Raw genomic sequence first — 17,396 nt, 5'->3', positions numbered from 1 at the left:
TTTTTTTGCCCGTTTTTTTTCGTTAATAACTGTGCATCTATATGAATATAGGCAAGTAATACGGCTTTTGAGCAATGAAATTAACTTAGTATGTGCTTTGTTACAGTGAAATCTGTAAGGCTTATCGCAGAAAAATTTGTCGTATTACTGGAATAGTGTCTAGTCTTATTTGTGAGACAGATTATTTACGCCAGCTCTTATAGTGTAGACGCTTAGTTGATGTGTTCTTCTTGGCACAAATAATTATAAAGTTTATTACAAATTAAAAGGAAGAAGCTAAATGGGTAGTCAATTCCGTATGGACTCTGTCCCAGGCTCGTTAGTCGTAGTAGGTGGTAGCTACGAACCATGGCTTTCAGTACTCGAACAAGTTGGTTGGCGATGTACGCAGTGCGCAGATTTGCGCAAGGCGAACACCTTGTTCTCTGAGACTGGTCCATGTATTGGTGTCGTTGACTTAAGTCACGATGAATTTAGTTTAAATGGTATTGCTAACTTAGTGAGTGCACATAAGCAGGTTCGCTGGATTGCGTTTATCCGAGAATCTCAGCTTAGCTCTGACACAATTTGCCAATTTATCGTTAACTTCTGTGTCGACTTTTTTACTGCACCTATCCCAGATGCTCAGCTTTTGAGCACCATTGGACACCAACTGGGTATGCTTAAGTTGGAGAAAAAGGTATGGCCGCATTACGGTAATAACAATGATATGGGCTTGATCGGTGAATCTATTCCGATGAAGCGTTTACGCGATCAAATTAAGCGTATCGGCCCAACGGATGTCAGTATCCTCATTTATGGTGAAAGTGGTACCGGCAAAGAAACAGTTGCCCGAGCGGTGCACAAAACATCAGCACGAGCACATAAAGAGTTTGTTTCGGTGAACTGCCGTGCTTTGTCAGAACGCAGGATTGAGAGCGATCTATTTGGTATCAATCGCGATGATGAGGAAGAGCCTTCTTACTTAGAGCAGGCTGATGGTGGGACATTGCTGCTAAATGACATCCTAACCTTGCCTAAATCGCAACAGCTCAATTTGCTGCGTTTTTTGCAAGAAGGGACGATTGAAACCCCAAATGGTAGCAAAGAAATTGATGTACGAGTGCTGGCAGCCAACTCCGCAGATATAGAGAAGGCGCTGATTGATGGTGATTTTAATGAAGAACTTTACCATTACATCAATGTATTGCGGATTAACGTGCCAAGCTTGAAAGAACGAGCAGGTGATATTGCCATTTTGGCTCGTCACTTCTTGATGGATTACTCCCGAGAGTACAACGCGCAGGCGCGAAGCTTTACTGAAGATGCGGTGCGCTCGCTCACTCGTTATCATTGGCCAGGCAATGTTCGTGAGCTAATGAATCAGATTAAACGCGTGGTTCTCATGTCAGATACGGTTATGCTCGATGAAGCAAACTTAGATTTGCCGAAACGCAGTGATGGTAAGCGTAGTCTTAAGAGTATCCGCGAGCGAAGTGAGCGTGATGCGCTGTTACTGGTGTTGGAGTCTCACTCTGGACAAGTCTCTATGGCGGCGAAAGAGTTGGGTGTTTCGCGTGCAACCATGTACCGTCTGCTCAATAAGCATAATCTGATCACCGATAGCACGGTCTAGGTGCTAGATGGATAAAAAAACCATGGCGTATCGCCATGGTTTTTTCGTTTAAGTGATTGGTTGGCTAGTAAACATCTCTGACATAACGCTTTTGTTTTTTCAATCGAGCGACATAATCAGATGCGCCTTGATCATCTAGTTTTCCATGCTGTGCGATCACTTGATGTAGGGCTTTGTCGACATCTTTTGCCATGCGGTAGGCATCGCCACAGACGAAGAAGTATCCCCCGCGTTCTAGCCAAGCAAACAACTCTGCGCCGTTTTCACGCATTTTGTCTTGTACATAGACTTTTTCCGCCTGATCTCTTGAGAAAGCCAAGTCTAGTTTAGTTAGCACATCTTTTTGGACTAAAGACTCAATCTCTTCTTGATAAATATAGTCACTAGCGGCATTTCTATCACCGAAGATTAACCAGTTATCACCGGGAGCAGCCTTGACTTCCCTCTCTTCTAGAAATGCCCGAAATGGGGCAATACCTGTGCCGGGACCGACCATTATCATTGGAGCTTGGTCATCTTCAGGAATGGCAAAGTTCTTGTTAGGCGCGAAGTAGCATGGAATTTTGTCACCTTGTTCGACAATATCGGCTAGCCAAGTCGAACAGGTGCCTCGATACTCACGATCTTGGTTTTGATAGCGCACACTTCCAATGGTGAGGTGAACTTCATCCTGATGTTTGTTCAAACTGGATGAAATCGAGTAGGCACGTGGCGCAATGGGTTTGAGTAGTGAAAGTGTTTCTGCTAACGACAGTGTGACATTCGGGTAGTAACGCAAAATATCAAGGATATCTTTCCCCCAAAGGAAATCGTTTAATGGCGTCGTGTCTTCACTGGCAAGTAGCTGCAATAGCTTATGGTCACTGGCTGCCTCCGCGAGCGCTTTAACCAACTCTTTGCTCGGAGTTCGCACATCAAGATAACCGGTGAAGATATCGCGTAAGCTGTGGCTTTCTCCATTCCAAGATGGACGTTCGTCCCCACTGTAACCGAGTTGATCAAGCACCTCTTCTACCAGATTAGGCTGATTTTGCGGGATAACATTCAGTGCATCACCGGGTTTATAGAACTCACCTGAGCCTTCAAGTGACATTTCGTAATGGACGATTTCTTTTGACGAGTTTGGCTTAGTTAGTACGCGTTTGTGTTTGAGTGTCGCCAGCAACGGGCTTTTGCGATTGTATTTGGATTTCTGTTTGGTTGACGTGTTGGTTGGCTGCGTCGGTGATTCGCCATCCTCTCCTTTGTCGGCGATAGTGGGTAGAGTTGCCACCATCCAATCTTCAGCGGGTTGTTCAAAGTCGATATCACAGTCGATGCGCTCTGAAACTCTTGTTGCGCCAAGCTCAGTTAAGCGTTCATCCCATAATTTACCTGCTAAGCAGAACTCATCATAACTGGTATCTCCTAGCGCCAGCACTGAGAAAAAGGTGCCTTCGAGGTTTGGCGCGTTGTCACTACTCATGGTTTGCCACAGTGATTCTGCGTTGTCCGGCATTTCACCTTCACCGTAAGTGCTGGTCACAATCAGGATGCGGGAGGATTTGACAAAAATTTGCGCGTCGACGTCATCCATATCGAGTACGGTCGCCGTCAAACCATACTCTTTTGCTTTCTCTGCTGCGTCATGGGCGACACTTTCTGCATTGCCGGTTTGTGAACCGTATAGAATGGTTAAGCTTTTTACTTGCGGTGCACTTTCTGCATGGACCACCGACTCCTGCTTGACCAGCAAGCGTGAGTGGAGACCGGAAAAGAAACCAGCCAGCCAAGTTTTTTGGTCGTCGTTGAACGGAATATCTTGTGGTAAATGAGGTACTTTCATTCTCTTTCCTATTTCTCTATACCTGCCCCGTATGTACACATGACTGGGGGATACAGTGCCTTTCCTTAGGCGGTTTTCACTTGCTTTTGCTGTTCCATGCGTGAGGTTTGCTCGATATCTTGGCGAATGACTTCAGCAAATTGCTGACAATAGAGCGTTGCCAGTCGTTGGTTGAGTGGCTCAATTTCGCTCCGTTGCTGAGCAACTGCTTTTTCTTGGGTCATGATCCAGACAGTGGTTCCTCGAGAGTGGGTGTCCCAAACATCTCGACGATTGAGCGACGCTTTATAATCTTCGATCCGTTTAGCCGCCAGCAGTACAGCGAGCTCTTGATCTTTGTAAGCGGAAACGGCCTCTTTGACATCTTTGCATATCGCATCTAGCAGCTTTTTATCTTTTAGCTCAAATAAACGGCGAAGGTTAGAGTTGCTCTCCGTATCGGGATGACGATGAGCGAGACTCAACTGCTGAGCGCGATGTAAGACGCCACTTTGAGTGAGCAGTTGGCAAATTAGCTCACTGTCCATTTCACCGTACTGCGGGCTTAGACCTTCGGATAAAGGTTGATTATCGCGATAGGCAAAGTGAATCTGTTCGATCAGGCGGCTTGCTTCACCATGAATCATTTCCTCAAGCATTTTCTTACTTGTATGGCTTTGCAAAATACTCTCAGGATGCTGACTTTGGATTAGGGCGAGTGGCAGCACCAAAGTAAAAAGAGTTCGGCTAGTGGCCCAATCTGCGAGTAAATGGCGAGCTGTTTCGGAACCGCTAAATCGAAGATGCTGTTCCAGATGCCATTTCAACGCTTCTTCGTAGCCTTGATCATGTTCAATCAGTGGTACGGTGAGCACAGAATCTTTGCTACAGCTGGCGGCAAACTTGCCATCGATATCATATTGATAAGCGATACCACCTGACATGCCATTGCCGAAACCTTTACCGTAATCACCAAGGTTTATCACTGAACCATTGGTCATGTACTCACAGCAAAAGTCTCCGACGCCTTCCACAACCGCTACCGCTCCTGAGTTTCGCACCGCAAAGCGATCGCCAGCTTCACCTTGAATAAAGGCTTGCCCACCGGTAGCACCAAACAGAGCGAAGTTACCAATCAGTACATTGCTGCCTTTTCTCAGTGCTTTAGCATGCGGTGAGCGCACGACGATATGCCCGCCACTGGCTCCTTTTCCGACGCCATCATTACACGTTCCAGTATGCTGCATGACTAAACCACTGTTGTTGAAAGCGGCGTAGCTTTGGCCTGCGCTGCCATAACTGGTAACGACTATCGACTCGGCATCAAAGAAGCGGCGGCCGTTGCTCGCCGTAATCAACGCAGGATGATTTAAGCCCTTGTCTTGATAGTTGAGAGCACGTTCAATATCTATCGAGAGCTGCCCTCCAGTCGATTTATTGCGGTTGTTTAGCTTGCCTGCATCTAACGTAATCTGCGGCTCTTGCGAGTCAAAGTAGTGATTGAGTAGCCGTTCAATTAACTTGTCATCGGCAGTGAAATCCGCTTCAAGATAGACAGGTTTAGCAATCCTGACTAAATCAACGGGTTTCAATAGTCCGGTAACATCTAGGCGTCCAACGATACTGTGATGGTTAGCGAGGTGCAGAAGCTCGGTTTTGCCACGGATCTCCGCAAGGCTTTGGTAGCCTAATGATGCAAGGATTTCACGAACTTCATGGGCAACATTGAGGAAGTATTGTGCCAGTGCGCGCGGGTCGCCCTGATAGAGCTCAGGGTTGGTGGTTAAGCCTGCCGGACATTTTATATTGCAGTTTTTTGCCATCACACATTTCAGCATCATCAGCGCGGTCGTGCCAAACTCAAACGAGTCGCCGCCCATGATGGCCGATTTGATCACGTCCATACCGGTTTGATGAGCATTCGAGCAACGCAGAATCACTTTGTCTCGTAAGCCGTTTTCACTTAGTGCCTGATGGACTTCTGCAATACCAATTTCCGCTGCTCGTCCGGTATTTTTCAGGCTGGTTACCGCCGCAGCCCCTGTACCGCCAGTATTACCCGCAACGTTGATGATATCTGCGCCTGCTTTGGCAACCCCAACAGCAATTGTGCCTATACCTTCAGAAGAGACCAGTTTGACGATCACTTTTACACGTGCAGCTTTAGCATCATGGATCAGTTGACCAAGATCTTCGATTGAGTAGGTATCGTGGTGAGGGGGAGGACTGACGAGTTCGACTCCCGGGGTGCCTCCTCGCGCTGCGGCGATTTCGACCGTCACTTTTGCCGAAGGGAGTTGTCCTCCTTCGCCAGGCTTCGCACCTTGAGCAATTTTGATTTCGATCTCTTCAAGCTGTGGATCGGCCAAGTAGCCGACCCAAACACCAAATCGCCCGGAAGCAAATTGTTTGATTTTGCTGGATTTTATCGAGTTAAAACGTGAAGAGTGTTCGCCACCTTCTCCCGAGTTACTCATCGCCCCTGCGATATTGGTTCCCTGAGCTACGGCTTGGTGGGCATTGGCATTTAGCGCACCGTGGCTCATTGCTCCAGAGGCAAAGCATGGCGTAATAAGATGAGCGGCAGAAACGTGTTCCAATTTGAGCGCTTTACGCGAAGTTTTTACTCGGCTGAGAAAGCGGCTCAGTTGTGGCGACGCGATCAAGCGGACACTTTTTTCCCATAGCGCGACGTGTTCAACATGACCTTCCCACACCAATTCAATCGCCTCTTTGAGCGCTTGATTCGCTTTGGGATTGTCGAGTGTTAACACGTACTCAGGTTGGTGGTTATCAACCTTAATTCCTCGCCATAAATAGTCGATGTTGCCGTCTAAATGGTAACGGTCGAGTAAGTGAACAAACTCAGCTTGGCTGGTAGCCAAAGTAAAATCCAGTGGTAAGAGTAGAATATCGCGCAGTGCCGCAGGGCGAGTTTCCCTCTCTAAGTAAAGATTGTTGGCAAAGGTTCGATAGGCTGGGGTAATGGCAAAATTGTCGATTTGTTCTGGAGTGAGTTTGTCATAACCGGTTTGCTTGTAGGCAAGATCTTGCTCTTGTACCAAGGTCGATTCAAGCAGTTTGGCCTCTTGTGAGGCTTCGACATAACTCACCGGCTCTTGAGTCATATTGATGTACTCGCGCACCGCAGTATTACCAAAACTGTGCCCAGCGCCATCTTGGCGTTCTTTAAACAAGCCGAGCAAAGGAATTTGGTTCTCTTGGTTAATTGCCATGGCTTTGAAATGCCATTTGGCTGCGCTCCACGCGATATCTGCCAGCCTTGCTCCACCGACTGGCGAAGCAATATTGGGGAAGTAAGCATTGAGGCAATCAGAGTCTGTGTCGATAAAGTTAGACTCAAAGAACTCACCGCCAATATAGCTTTCAGCGGTACAAAGACCGAACTTACCCATGGTCTTCATTAGCGACTTTTCACACGCTTTCTGGAAGTTGTTCAACCCAGCTTCGACACTTTGGTTGTTCGCCAGTGTTTGCGCCCGATAGTAGACAGAGATAGGGCAGACAGCTGAAATACCAAAGCCCAGCAAGCACGCGATATCATGACTGCTGGCCGCTTGTCCGGTTTGATAGATTAAGCTGGTATCAAAACGCAGACCTTGCTTGATCAAGCGTTGATTCGCTGCCGCTGCGACTAAAATAGCGGGCAGGGCGGCTTGGTTATTGGCAATCGCTTTGTCACTCAATACGATAATGCCGTACCCCGATGAGGCCGCAGCCTCTATCTGTTGGCACACCTGTTCTACGGCATCCTTTACCCGTTGTGTATTGTCATCCCGATTGTTGATCGTTGGGGTAAACAAGGTGTCGATGGTGGTGACTTTTATTCTCTGTTGTTGCAACACTTGCTGCAACTGTTGCGGTTGGATAATGGGTGACTCCAGCACCAACTGAACGGTATCTCTCGGGCTAAAATTGGGTTTGGCACCCAAGGCGACGCGTAACGTCATGCCATCAGATTCACGTAATGAGTCCAATGGTGGGTTAGTGACTTGAGCAAATCGTTGGCTGAAGTACTTGGCCATGCCTCCTTCTTCATCCGTTAACACGTTTGGTGCTAAACCAAAGCCCATGGCCGAGATTTTCTCAGCACCGGACTCGAGCATTGGATCAAGAAAGAATTTAAAGCTCTCTTGGTTAAGGGAGTAAGCAACATGGCGGCTATAAGTACTAAAGCTGTTGTTGTCAGCGGTGGTATCGAGTGTGGTTGGCTCGAGATCATTGAGAGTAAAACGCGCCGATTGAAGTAGAGCTGGATAATTGCGTTGCGCTGCAAGAGATTCCAGAATTTGGTTGGTTTCATAACTTTGTCCAGTGGCATGGTCAAAATAGATCATGCCACCAGCTTGGATGCGACCAAATCGAATGATTTCTTCGGCAGGAAAATCAATTTGCCCGGCCTCACTCATCACCGCGAGGTAGCGGTGAGTTTCTACACAACGCAGTGGTCGCAAACCTAAACGGTCGAGACGTGCTCCCACCTTTTGACCATCAGAGAATATAAGTGCAGCAGGCCCGTCGTTTTTCTCTTCTGAAAGGCTGAAATACTCCAGCATTGCTTTGACGTTAGGGGAGAGCTTAGCGTCGTTTTCCCATGCTGGTGGCATCATGGCGATGACTGCCGTGACTATATCCATTTGGTCTTCGATCACCCGGCGTGCCAACGTTTGGTCTAAGCGAGCTGAATCGGATTGTCCTTTAGGAAATACGACGGTTTTATGCTGTTGACGTGCAATGGCATCTTCACTTAAGCGATTTTTTTTGTCGGTATTCAGTTCACCATTATGGGCCATCCGGCGAAATGGTTGAGCCATCATTGTCGCAGGGGCTGTATTGGTGGAAAATCGCGTGTGGAAGAATAACGTGGTGACTCGATGTTCTGGGTTGGTGAGATCAGAGAAATAGGGCATCACTTCCCATGAGTTTAGACGACCTTTATAAACTTGAGTTTTGGAACTCATGGAGAGTGGGTAAAAGCCATGTAACTCGTCATCGGTAAATGCGATGGACTCTAACTTATTCAAGGCGAGGTTGATATCGAACTCAAACTCCGCAGGGGTTCGGTTATTTTTGCCATTGGTAAATACATATTGGTGAATGGCTTGCTGTACTTGTTGCGAGGCGACATTAATCGCATCTGCGTTAACAGGAACTTGGCGGTAGAGCTCAAAAGTAAGGTCAAACTGATTGAGTAGCTCTGTGATTAACGTTTCAGTGCGTGCGTGCTGATTACTGTCATAGGGGAAAAAAAAGTTAGCAACGCCAAACTCGCCTAGTTGTAATTCAGCTTGATTTAGTAGGCCACTAAAGAAATGGGTTGATAAGTCAATGTTGATTCCTGCTCCATCACCAATACCTTCGGCATTCATACCGCCGCGATGAGGGATAGTACAAAGTGCTTGGTGGGCAAGAGATAAAAGTTGGTGAGTCTGTTCGCCCGTTTTGTCCGTGATGAACCCCACTCCACAACTTGAGTGTTCAAGCTCGCGATCAAACAGCGAGCGACATTCCTGATTCATTCGATCTTTTCCTTGATTGCTAGCGGTTTACTTTCCGCTGAGTCCATTGGCTTGTATCACTACAGTGCCGTAATCCATTGTCTTTAAGTAAGAATAATTCCTATTCTCTTTATTAGAACACCCATAATTACCATGAGAGATCGTTTATCGCAAGTATTGTGTGACTAAGATCGACTAAAAATTAGACGTTATTGGCGAAGATGTTAATGAATTTTTAACAGTTGTTGCGAGTGGTGTGAGGTGATAAACCCAAGCAAACTTGGGTTTAAGTCGAAGGAGAACTGAATTTATTTAGAGAGTAAACCGGCATCATTCAATGCATTTCTTAATTGTTCAGCACGCTTGCGGTTGACGCCAAAATCTGAATAGCCGACACGTGATTCTGAGCGAACGATCAGTTGGTTATCTTGTTGCTCTAGCTCTAAATCATCGACAAAGCGCATTATTTTACTCGTGCATTCTATGCGTAAGTAGCGATCTTCTTCCACCGCCAACTTGGCTCCGGGAAGTGTGAGGGCAACGGTTGCGATTTGCTCGAGTGTGACACCATCTTTGAGCGTGAAGGGAGCCAGTTGGTGTTCTTCTCTTTGATCTAAGGTTGAAACGCAGTTGGGTTTGTCGCCGCACATTTGATCGATTTTTTTGGCCATAACTCTCTCTCCTTGGCTGCAGCCTGAAAGCATGATTGCAGCAGCAAACAGTGCGAAGGGGGCTTTCATCATTATTGTCCGTATCTAGTTTAGTGTGATTACTCCATACGCAACTATAGTCAATCTGATCATATTCACCAAGTGATAGCCAAGAGAACAGTGAGCTTGCCAAGTCATTCTGGGTGAATAAAGCGAAGAGAAAAAAAAGACCAGCGCAAAGCTGGTCAAATTAAAATGGAAGGAAAAAGGCGAGAGACGATCATCTCTCGCCCAATTTCTTAAGCGGAAAGCATCAGAGAGTTCGCTTTTGCTTCTAAATGAGTTCCACCCATTAAGAACTCATCGATTGCACGAGCACATTCTCGGCCTTCATTGATGCAGCGCACCACCAAAGATTGACCAGTACGCATATCGCCAGCAGCAAATACACCTGGTTGATTGGTTGCAAAGCCTTGTGTTGCGACATTGCCTCGTTCATCTAAAGCGATGTCGAGTTGCGCTAACACTCCGTGTGGCTCTGGATGTAGGAAACCCATTGCTAGGAATGCCATATCACAAGGAATCACTCGTTCGCTTCCCTCGACTTCTATGAAGTTAGGGCGTTCGCCTGCTTTAGGTTCATCCCAGACGATGTCTGCAATACGTAACCCAGTCACTTCACCTTGGTCGTTACCGACAAACTCTTTGGTTAAGATGTTCCAATGACGGTCAACGCCTTCTTCATGAGAAGTCGAGGTACGCATAATCATTGGGTATTGAGGCCAAGGCATGTTTGCTGGGCGTTTTTCTGGCGGAATCGGCATGATTTCCACTTGGGTAATACTTTTCGCACCATGACGGTTTGATGTGCCGACACAGTCGGAACCCGTATCACCACCACCAATCACCACAACATGCTTATCTTTCGCGTGAATTTCTTCCGTTTTCAGATCCATGTTGTTTGCGCGGCGGTTGTTCTGCGCTAGGAACTGCATCGCAAAGTAAACACCATTCAGTTCACGTCCAGGAACCGGTAGATCACGAGGAACGGTTGAACCACCAGTCAGTAGTACTACATCAAACTCTTGGCGCAGTTGCTGGGCGTTCACATCCACACCGATATGTTGATTTACTTTGAACTCAACGCCAGCTTCTGCCATTAAGTTGATCTTGCGATCAATAATATCCATACCGAGTTTAAAGTCTGGAATACCAAAGCGTAGCAAACCACCGACTTTTTCATCACGCTCGAACACCGTCACGGAGTGACCGGCACTATTCAACTGCTCAGCGGCAGATAAACCTGCGGGGCCAGAGCCGATGATAGCCACAGTTTTACCCGTGCGGCTGCGTGGCGTTTTCGGTTTCGCGTAGCCTTCACGATACGCGGTCTCGACTATGGTTTTCTCGATGTTACAGATGGTGATTGGGTCTTGGTTGATACCAAGTACACAAGCACTTTCACATGGCGCAGGACAGACACGACCCGTAAATTCAGGGAAGTTATTGGTCGAGCTCAGAATGTTCCAAGCTTCTTCCCAGCTATCGCGGTAAACCGCATCATTAAATTCTGGGATGATGTTGCCAATCGGGCAGCCGTTATGACAAAACGGCACACCACAGTCCATACAGCGAGAAGCTTGCGTGTTGATTTTTTCGCCAAACTCCTCGTTGAGAACGAACTCTTTGTTGTTCTTAATACGCTCTTGCGGGTCGATTTTCTGCGGGAGTTCACGACCATGCTCTAAAAATCCAGTAGGCTTACCCATTACACTGCCTCCGCTTCTGTCTGTTGTGCTTCAGCCTGACGCTTTTGTAGAACAGCTTTGTAGTCGCGTGGCATTACTTTCACCATGCTCTCAAGGCTTGCTTCAAAATTGTCGAGGAAAGACTGAGCAACTTCACTTCCTGTGAATTGAACATGCTTAGTTAGCATCTCAAGTAGTAGCTCTTTATCTGCTTGCTCGATTGGGTCGAGGTCAACCAGTTCAGGGTTGAGTTTTGACTCAAAGTCACCAGACTTGTCCCAAACATAAGCCACACCACCACTCATACCAGCGGCAAAGTTACGTCCTGTTGAGCCAAGGATAATCGCTGCGCCACCAGTCATGTATTCACAACCGTGGTCACCGACGCCTTCAACCACTACTTTTGCACCAGAGTTACGTACACAGAAACGTTCGCCAGCTAGACCGCGGATGAAAGACTCACCAGAGGTCGCACCGTAGAAACAAACGTTACCCACGACGATGTTATCTTCTGCAACAATGCTTGATTTCGCATCTGGATAAAGCACCAGCGTACCGCCAGATAGACCTTTACCCCAGTAATCGTTGGCATCACCTTCGACTTCGAACTTCACACCTTTCGCTAGGAAAGCACCGAATGACTGACCAGCAGAACCTTTGAACTTAACGTTCATTGGTTGAGGTAGACCTTGATCTTTGTAGACCTTCGAAATTTCATTCGACAGCATTGTGCCTGCTGAGCGGTCGGTATTGACGATAGGGAACTCGGCATTTACCGCTTCACCTTTTTCTAGTGCAGGGATAGCAGCTTGGATAAGCTGGCGATCCAACACTGATTCAAGGTTATGGTTTTGCTGGGTTTGACAGAAGATACCGTCTTCCGCACGCGCTTCTTCGACGTGAAGGACAGGCGAAAGATCGAGGTTCTTATATTTCCAATGAGAAACATCTTGGCGAACTTTCAGTTTCTTACCTTGGCCTACCATCTCTTCGATCGTACGGAAGCCAAGTTCAGCCATGATCTCGCGTAGCCCTTCAGCCATGTACTGGAAGAAGGTAACAACATCTTCAACGCGACCATCGAAGCGTTCACGTAGCGTCTTGTTTTGTGTTGCGATGCCCACCGGACAGGTGTTCTTATGACACTTACGCATCATGATACAACCTTCAACAACCAGTGCGGCAGTCGCTACACCCCATTCTTCTGCACCAAGTAGTGTTGCTACAGCAAGGTCGCGTGGTGTCTTCATCTGACCGTCAGCTTGAACGACAATACGGTTACGTAGACCGTTCTTTAGTAGCGTTTGGTGTGTTTCTGCCAAACCTAGCTCCCATGGGAGACCGGTATGACGAATAGACGACAGTGGTGATGCACCAGTACCGCCATCGAAGCCAGCAATCAGTACCACATCTGCTTTAGCTTTTGCCACACCAGAAGCAATCGTACCCACGCCAGCTTCTGATACGAGCTTAACGTTAACGCGACCAGCACGGTTAGCATTCTTCAAGTCGTAGATGAGCTGAGCCAAATCTTCGATGGAGTAAATATCGTGGTGTGGTGGTGGTGAGATAAGTCCTACGCCAGGAGTTGAGTGACGTGTTGCACCAATCCAATCATCGACTTTGTCGCCCGGTAGTTGACCACCTTCACCAGGTTTCGCACCTTGAGCCATCTTAATTTGTAGCTCGTCAGCATTTGTTAGGTAGTATGACGTCACGCCAAAACGACCAGAAGCAACCTGTTTGATCGCAGAGCGTTCCCAATCACCGTTCTCTTTACGCTCAAAACGGATTGGGTCTTCACCACCTTCACCCGAGTTCGATTTCGCGCCTAGGCGGTTCATCGCGACAGCTAGTGTGGAGTGCGCTTCGTAAGAAATGGAACCAAACGACATCGCGCCGGTTGCAAAGCGTTTTACGATGCTTTCAATCGGCTCGACTTCTGCAAGAGGAATTGAACCGGCTGGGTTTTTAATAAACTCCAGTTGGCTTCGTAGCGTAACCGCATTGTCGCCTTGCTTATCAACCGCTGCTGCATACTGTTTGAACTGATCATAGTTCTTGTTGCGTGTTGATTCTTGCAGCAAAGAGATGGTTTCTGGGTTGAACAGGTGTTTTTCACCACGCTGTTTCCACTGGTACACACCACCGACATCTAGTACTTGTACTGGGATCTCACGTTGTGGGTAACCAAAGCGGTGACGAACTAACACTTCTTTAGCGATGTCATCCAGAGTCAGACCCTGAATACGCGAGACTGTACCAGTGAAGTACTTATCTACCACTGACTTGTGAATACCAAGCGCTTCGAAAATCTGTGCGCCATGGTAAGACTGCAGCGTAGAGATACCCATCTTCGAGAAAATCTTGAGCAGTCCGCCGTTCACGGCTTTACGGTAGTTGTTGAATAGATCGCGAGGGTTGGCTTGCGGATCAAGTTTCTTCGTGCGTTGCAGTTCAATGATGGTTTCAATAACCAAATACGGGTTTACTGCGTTAGCACCGTAACCAAGTAGTGTGGCAAAGTGATGCGTTTCACGTGCGTCACCTGTTTCGACAACGATGTCACATTTAGCACGTAGACCTTTGCGAATTAAGTGGTGATGCACGGCACCTACCGCCAGCATTGCAGGAATAGCGGCGTGGTTTGAGTTTACGGCACGGTCAGTGAGCAAGATGATGGAATAGCCATCAATCACCGCATCTTCTGCGTATTGGCAAATACGTTTTAGTGCACGTTCAAGTTTGCCTTGGTCTTCGCTTGCTTGGAATACGATGTCGAGAGTTTTTGCTTGTAAGTGCTCGTTATCAATCGCACGTAGCTTCTCAAGTTCAGAGTTTGCCAGCACTGGTGATTCAAGCTCAACTTTTTGACAGTGTAGAGGTGTTTCCGTCAGTAAGTTCTGATCTTTACCTAGGTAAGTGTTCAGTGACATCACCATACGTTCACGGATCGGGTCGATCGGCGGGTTGGTGACTTGGGCAAACAGCTGCTTAAAGTAGTTTGATAGATGCTGTGATTGGTGCGAAAGCACTGCTAACGGCCAGTCGGCACCCATTGCTGATAAAGGTTCTTTACCATCGTTCGCCATTGGCACGATGACTTCATTGACTTCTTCAGAGCTTACGCCAAACGCTTGTTGGCGGTGTAATAGGCGCTCAGGCGATGGTTGGCTGAACTGGTTGCTCGCATCAGGCAGTTTTTTCAAGCTTAGTAGATTTTCTTCTACCCACTTCTGATAAGGTTGCGCGGTGGCAATGGCATCTTTAACTTCTTCGTCAGAGATGATGCGACCTTGCTCTAAGTCAGCGACAAAGATGCGACCTGGTTGCAGACGACCGCGGAACTCAACGTTTTCTGGCGCGATATCAACCACACCAGACTCTGACGCCATAACGAGGAAGTCATCTTTGGTGACTGTGTAGCGTGATGGGCGCAGACCGTTACGGTCAAGGGTCGCACCAACTTGCACGCCGTCAGTGAAGCAGACAGACGCAGGGCCATCCCATGGTTCCATGATGTTGGCGTGGTATTGATAGAACGCACGACGGGTTGGATCCATGTTTTTGTTTTCTTGCCATGCTTCAGGGATCATCATCATCAATGCATGCGGTAAGCTACGGCCAGAAAGTACCAGTAGCTCAAGTGCCATATCGAAGTTTGATGAGTCTGAACTGCCTTCTTGACAGATCGGCAGCAGCATATCGATTTCAGCTTGAGTAAAGAGCTCTGATTCCAGAATCGCTTCACGGGCCTTCATCCAGTTTAGGTTGCCGCGCACGGTGTTGATCTCACCGTTATGAGCAATGTAACGGAAAGGCTGCGCCAGACGCCATTTAGGGAATGTATTGGTGGAGAAACGCGAGTGCACCAACGCCAACGCTGTCACCATAGTTGGGTTTTGCAGATCTAAGAAGTACTGCGGTACCTGCTCCGTGGTCAACTGGCCTTTATAGACGAGGGTTTTGTACGACATTGAGTTGATGTAAAAATCATCACCAATATTCGATACGCTCTCTAGGCAAACACGAACGGTATAGTTGCGTAGAACGTATAGTTTTCGCTCAAGTTCTTCTGGCGTGGTACCTGGACCACCCGTGATAAACACGTGCTCAAATTGAGGTTCAGTGCTGAGTGGGTCGGCACCAATCATTGAGTTGTCGGTTGGCAACACGCGGTAGCCAATCACTTCGAGGTCTAGTCGTTTGGCGTTACGCTCTAGAATGTCACGACATTGCTCGCGTTTGTGCTGGTCTTTCGGGAAAAGAACCACACCCACGCCATATTTTTCAAAAGAAGGAAGCTTAATCCCAAGCTTCACCGCTTCTTCTAAAAGAAATTCATGAGGTTTTTGCAGTAGGATACCTGCGCCGTCACCGCTACAAGGGTCACAACCTTGACCGCCACGGTGTTCCATGCGCGCTAGCATATCAAGTGCTTGCGTAACTACTGCGTGTGATTTACGGTTTTTAAGGTGAGCAACAAAACCGATACCACAAGCGTCGTGTTCCAATTCAGGAGTGTACAGACCTTGGGTGCTCTGCTCTCTATCTACCATAGATACATCCTTCCAATCTAATTTGGACGCACTTTGATTAAGCGAACTTAATCGCACGTCACTTCCTTTTATAGTTTTAATTCGCACCTGACCGAGGTTGTTCAGGTTTGATTCCTTTCTTTCCTCACAGGAAAAATTTTGTGAGAAAGATAATCCTTGGTGATATCCATTTAACTGCATCACTTTTGTAGTGATTTATATAGGCGGGATTGGTATATCACCGTTCTCCTCGCTAATTATGTTGTTTTTCAGCCTACGGCTTCGCGAGTGAGATCTGTAAGTATCCTACAATTTCTTCAGGCTAAAATGCAATCAAAACGCGGCGTTGTTGCGCAATTTTTTCGCGTATGAAATAGGTTTTATGTTTGTTTTTTGCCTAAATTTTAGCTTGAAGCACGTATATCTGCATGTTTATTGATTTGTGATAGGGATCAAATAGGAGGTTTTGGTTAAATAGCGTGTACTTAAAAAGTGAACAAATTGTGTAATTTAATTACACAAATCTTAATGATTTCTATTCTCATTAGTGGAAGATATGCAGTTACATGAGTTGGTAAACACCATTGGTCAAGATCTACACCGTCGCTATGGCGAGAAAGTCCATAAATTGACATTACATGGTGGCTTTAGTTGTCCGAATCGCGATGGCACCATTGGTCGCGGAGGGTGCACGTTCTGTAATGTGGCGTCGTTCGCCGATGAGGAAACGCAAGTCAAAAGCATTAAAGAGCAGTTAACAGATCGCGCTGGTGAAATTGCTCGGGCAAAAAAATATTTAGCATACTTTCAAGCCTACACCAGTACTTATGCAGAAGTGCAAGTGCTGAAGAATATGTATGAAGAGGCACTTAAATCGGCGGATATTGTCGGGCTGTGTGTCGGCACGCGTCCTGACTGCGTACCTGATGCGGTATTGGATCTTCTCTCAAGCTATGTACAACAAGGTTATGAGATTTGGCTAGAGCTCGGGTTGCAAACGGCTAATAATGACACATTGAAACGCATAAACCGCGGTCATGACTTCGAATGTTATGCAGAAATTACTCGTCGCGCTCGCGCGTTGGGCATAAAAGTATGTACTCATTTGATTGTCGGGTTACCTCGAGAAGTTCGAGAAGATAACGTACGCACTATGCAGCAAGTGCTCGAAGTGGGTACTGACGGCATTAAACTGCATGGTTTGCATATCGTCGAGGGCAGTACGATGGCCAAAGCATGGCGTGCAGGTAAACTAGAAGCGCCAGAGTTGGAAGCGTATGTTGAAATTGCGAGTGAGTTGATTCGCATGACTCCACCCGAGGTGATTTATCACCGAGTATCGTCGGCTGCACGTCGTCCAACCCTGCTTTCTCCACTGTGGTGCGAGAACCGCTGGTTGGCGATGACAGAGATAGGACGAGCACTAAATAGAGACGGGGCTCAAGGTTCACTAACAGGCCGACCGTTTCATTACATTAAGCCTTGATTTGTGACCGATAATTAATTAGAAACTGCTATCTTT

7 protein-coding genes are annotated in these 17,396 nt (G+C 47.2%); 2 read left to right on the top strand and 5 right to left on the bottom strand.

What is annotated here, in order from left to right:
* Positions 1-280 precede the first annotated feature (280 nt).
* Complete coding sequence (vpsR, locus tag GZK95_RS12180) at positions 281-1,615, top strand: cyclic-di-GMP-binding transcriptional regulator VpsR (protein WP_075711067.1); 1,335 nt, start codon at positions 281-283, stop codon at positions 1,613-1,615.
* Between the two features lie 64 nt (positions 1,616-1,679).
* Here vpsR and GZK95_RS12175 read toward each other — a convergent pair whose 3' ends face one another.
* The 5 genes from GZK95_RS12175 to gltB form a co-directional block, all read right to left on the bottom strand.
* Positions 1,680-3,440, bottom strand: a complete 1,761-nt coding sequence (locus GZK95_RS12175; protein ID WP_075716251.1) for a diflavin oxidoreductase — start codon at positions 3,438-3,440, stop codon at positions 1,680-1,682.
* A gap of 65 nt (positions 3,441-3,505) precedes the next feature.
* Complete coding sequence (locus GZK95_RS12170) at positions 3,506-8,959, bottom strand: glutamate synthase-related protein (protein ID WP_075716250.1); 5,454 nt, start codon at positions 8,957-8,959, stop codon at positions 3,506-3,508.
* A gap of 287 nt (positions 8,960-9,246) precedes the next feature.
* Entirely contained in the window at positions 9,247-9,678 is a 432-nt protein-coding gene (locus GZK95_RS12165; protein WP_075711144.1) for a DUF1499 domain-containing protein, read from the bottom strand.
* 209 nt (positions 9,679-9,887) lie between these two features.
* Positions 9,888-11,357 carry a glutamate synthase subunit beta gene (locus GZK95_RS12160; protein ID WP_075716249.1) on the bottom strand — a complete coding sequence of 490 codons (1,470 nt, stop codon included), beginning with the start codon at positions 11,355-11,357 and terminating at the stop codon, positions 9,888-9,890.
* Positions 11,357-15,895 carry a glutamate synthase large subunit gene (gene gltB / locus GZK95_RS12155; RefSeq protein WP_075716248.1) on the bottom strand — a complete coding sequence of 1,513 codons (4,539 nt, stop codon included), beginning with the start codon at positions 15,893-15,895 and terminating at the stop codon, positions 11,357-11,359. The genes GZK95_RS12160 and gltB overlap by 1 nt, the downstream gene beginning before the upstream one ends.
* 535 nt (positions 15,896-16,430) lie before the next feature.
* Here gltB and GZK95_RS12150 point away from each other — a divergent pair.
* Positions 16,431-17,360, top strand: coding sequence for a TIGR01212 family radical SAM protein (locus tag GZK95_RS12150; protein WP_075711057.1), 930 nt, complete (start codon positions 16,431-16,433; stop codon positions 17,358-17,360).
* Positions 17,361-17,396 lie beyond the last annotated feature (36 nt).

Origin of the sequence: Vibrio panuliri (assembly GCF_009938205.1) — a bacterium.
GTDB lineage: Bacteria > Pseudomonadota > Gammaproteobacteria > Enterobacterales > Vibrionaceae > Vibrio > Vibrio panuliri.
This window is presented reverse-complemented; position numbering and strand designations above follow the sequence as displayed.

Coding starts and splice junctions, on each gene's coding strand:
- vpsR (WP_075711067.1), top strand. CDS start 281: ATGGGTAGTCAATTCCGTATGGACTCTGTCCCAGGCTCGTTAGTCGTA.
- GZK95_RS12175 (WP_075716251.1), bottom strand. CDS start 3,440: ATGAAAGTACCTCATTTACCACAAGATATTCCGTTCAACGACGACCAA.
- GZK95_RS12170 (WP_075716250.1), bottom strand. CDS start 8,959: ATGAATCAGGAATGTCGCTCGCTGTTTGATCGCGAGCTTGAACACTCA.
- GZK95_RS12165 (WP_075711144.1), bottom strand. CDS start 9,678: ATGAAAGCCCCCTTCGCACTGTTTGCTGCTGCAATCATGCTTTCAGGC.
- GZK95_RS12160 (WP_075716249.1), bottom strand. CDS start 11,357: ATGGGTAAGCCTACTGGATTTTTAGAGCATGGTCGTGAACTCCCGCAG.
- gltB (WP_075716248.1), bottom strand. CDS start 15,895: ATGGTAGATAGAGAGCAGAGCACCCAAGGTCTGTACACTCCTGAATTG.
- GZK95_RS12150 (WP_075711057.1), top strand. CDS start 16,431: ATGCAGTTACATGAGTTGGTAAACACCATTGGTCAAGATCTACACCGT.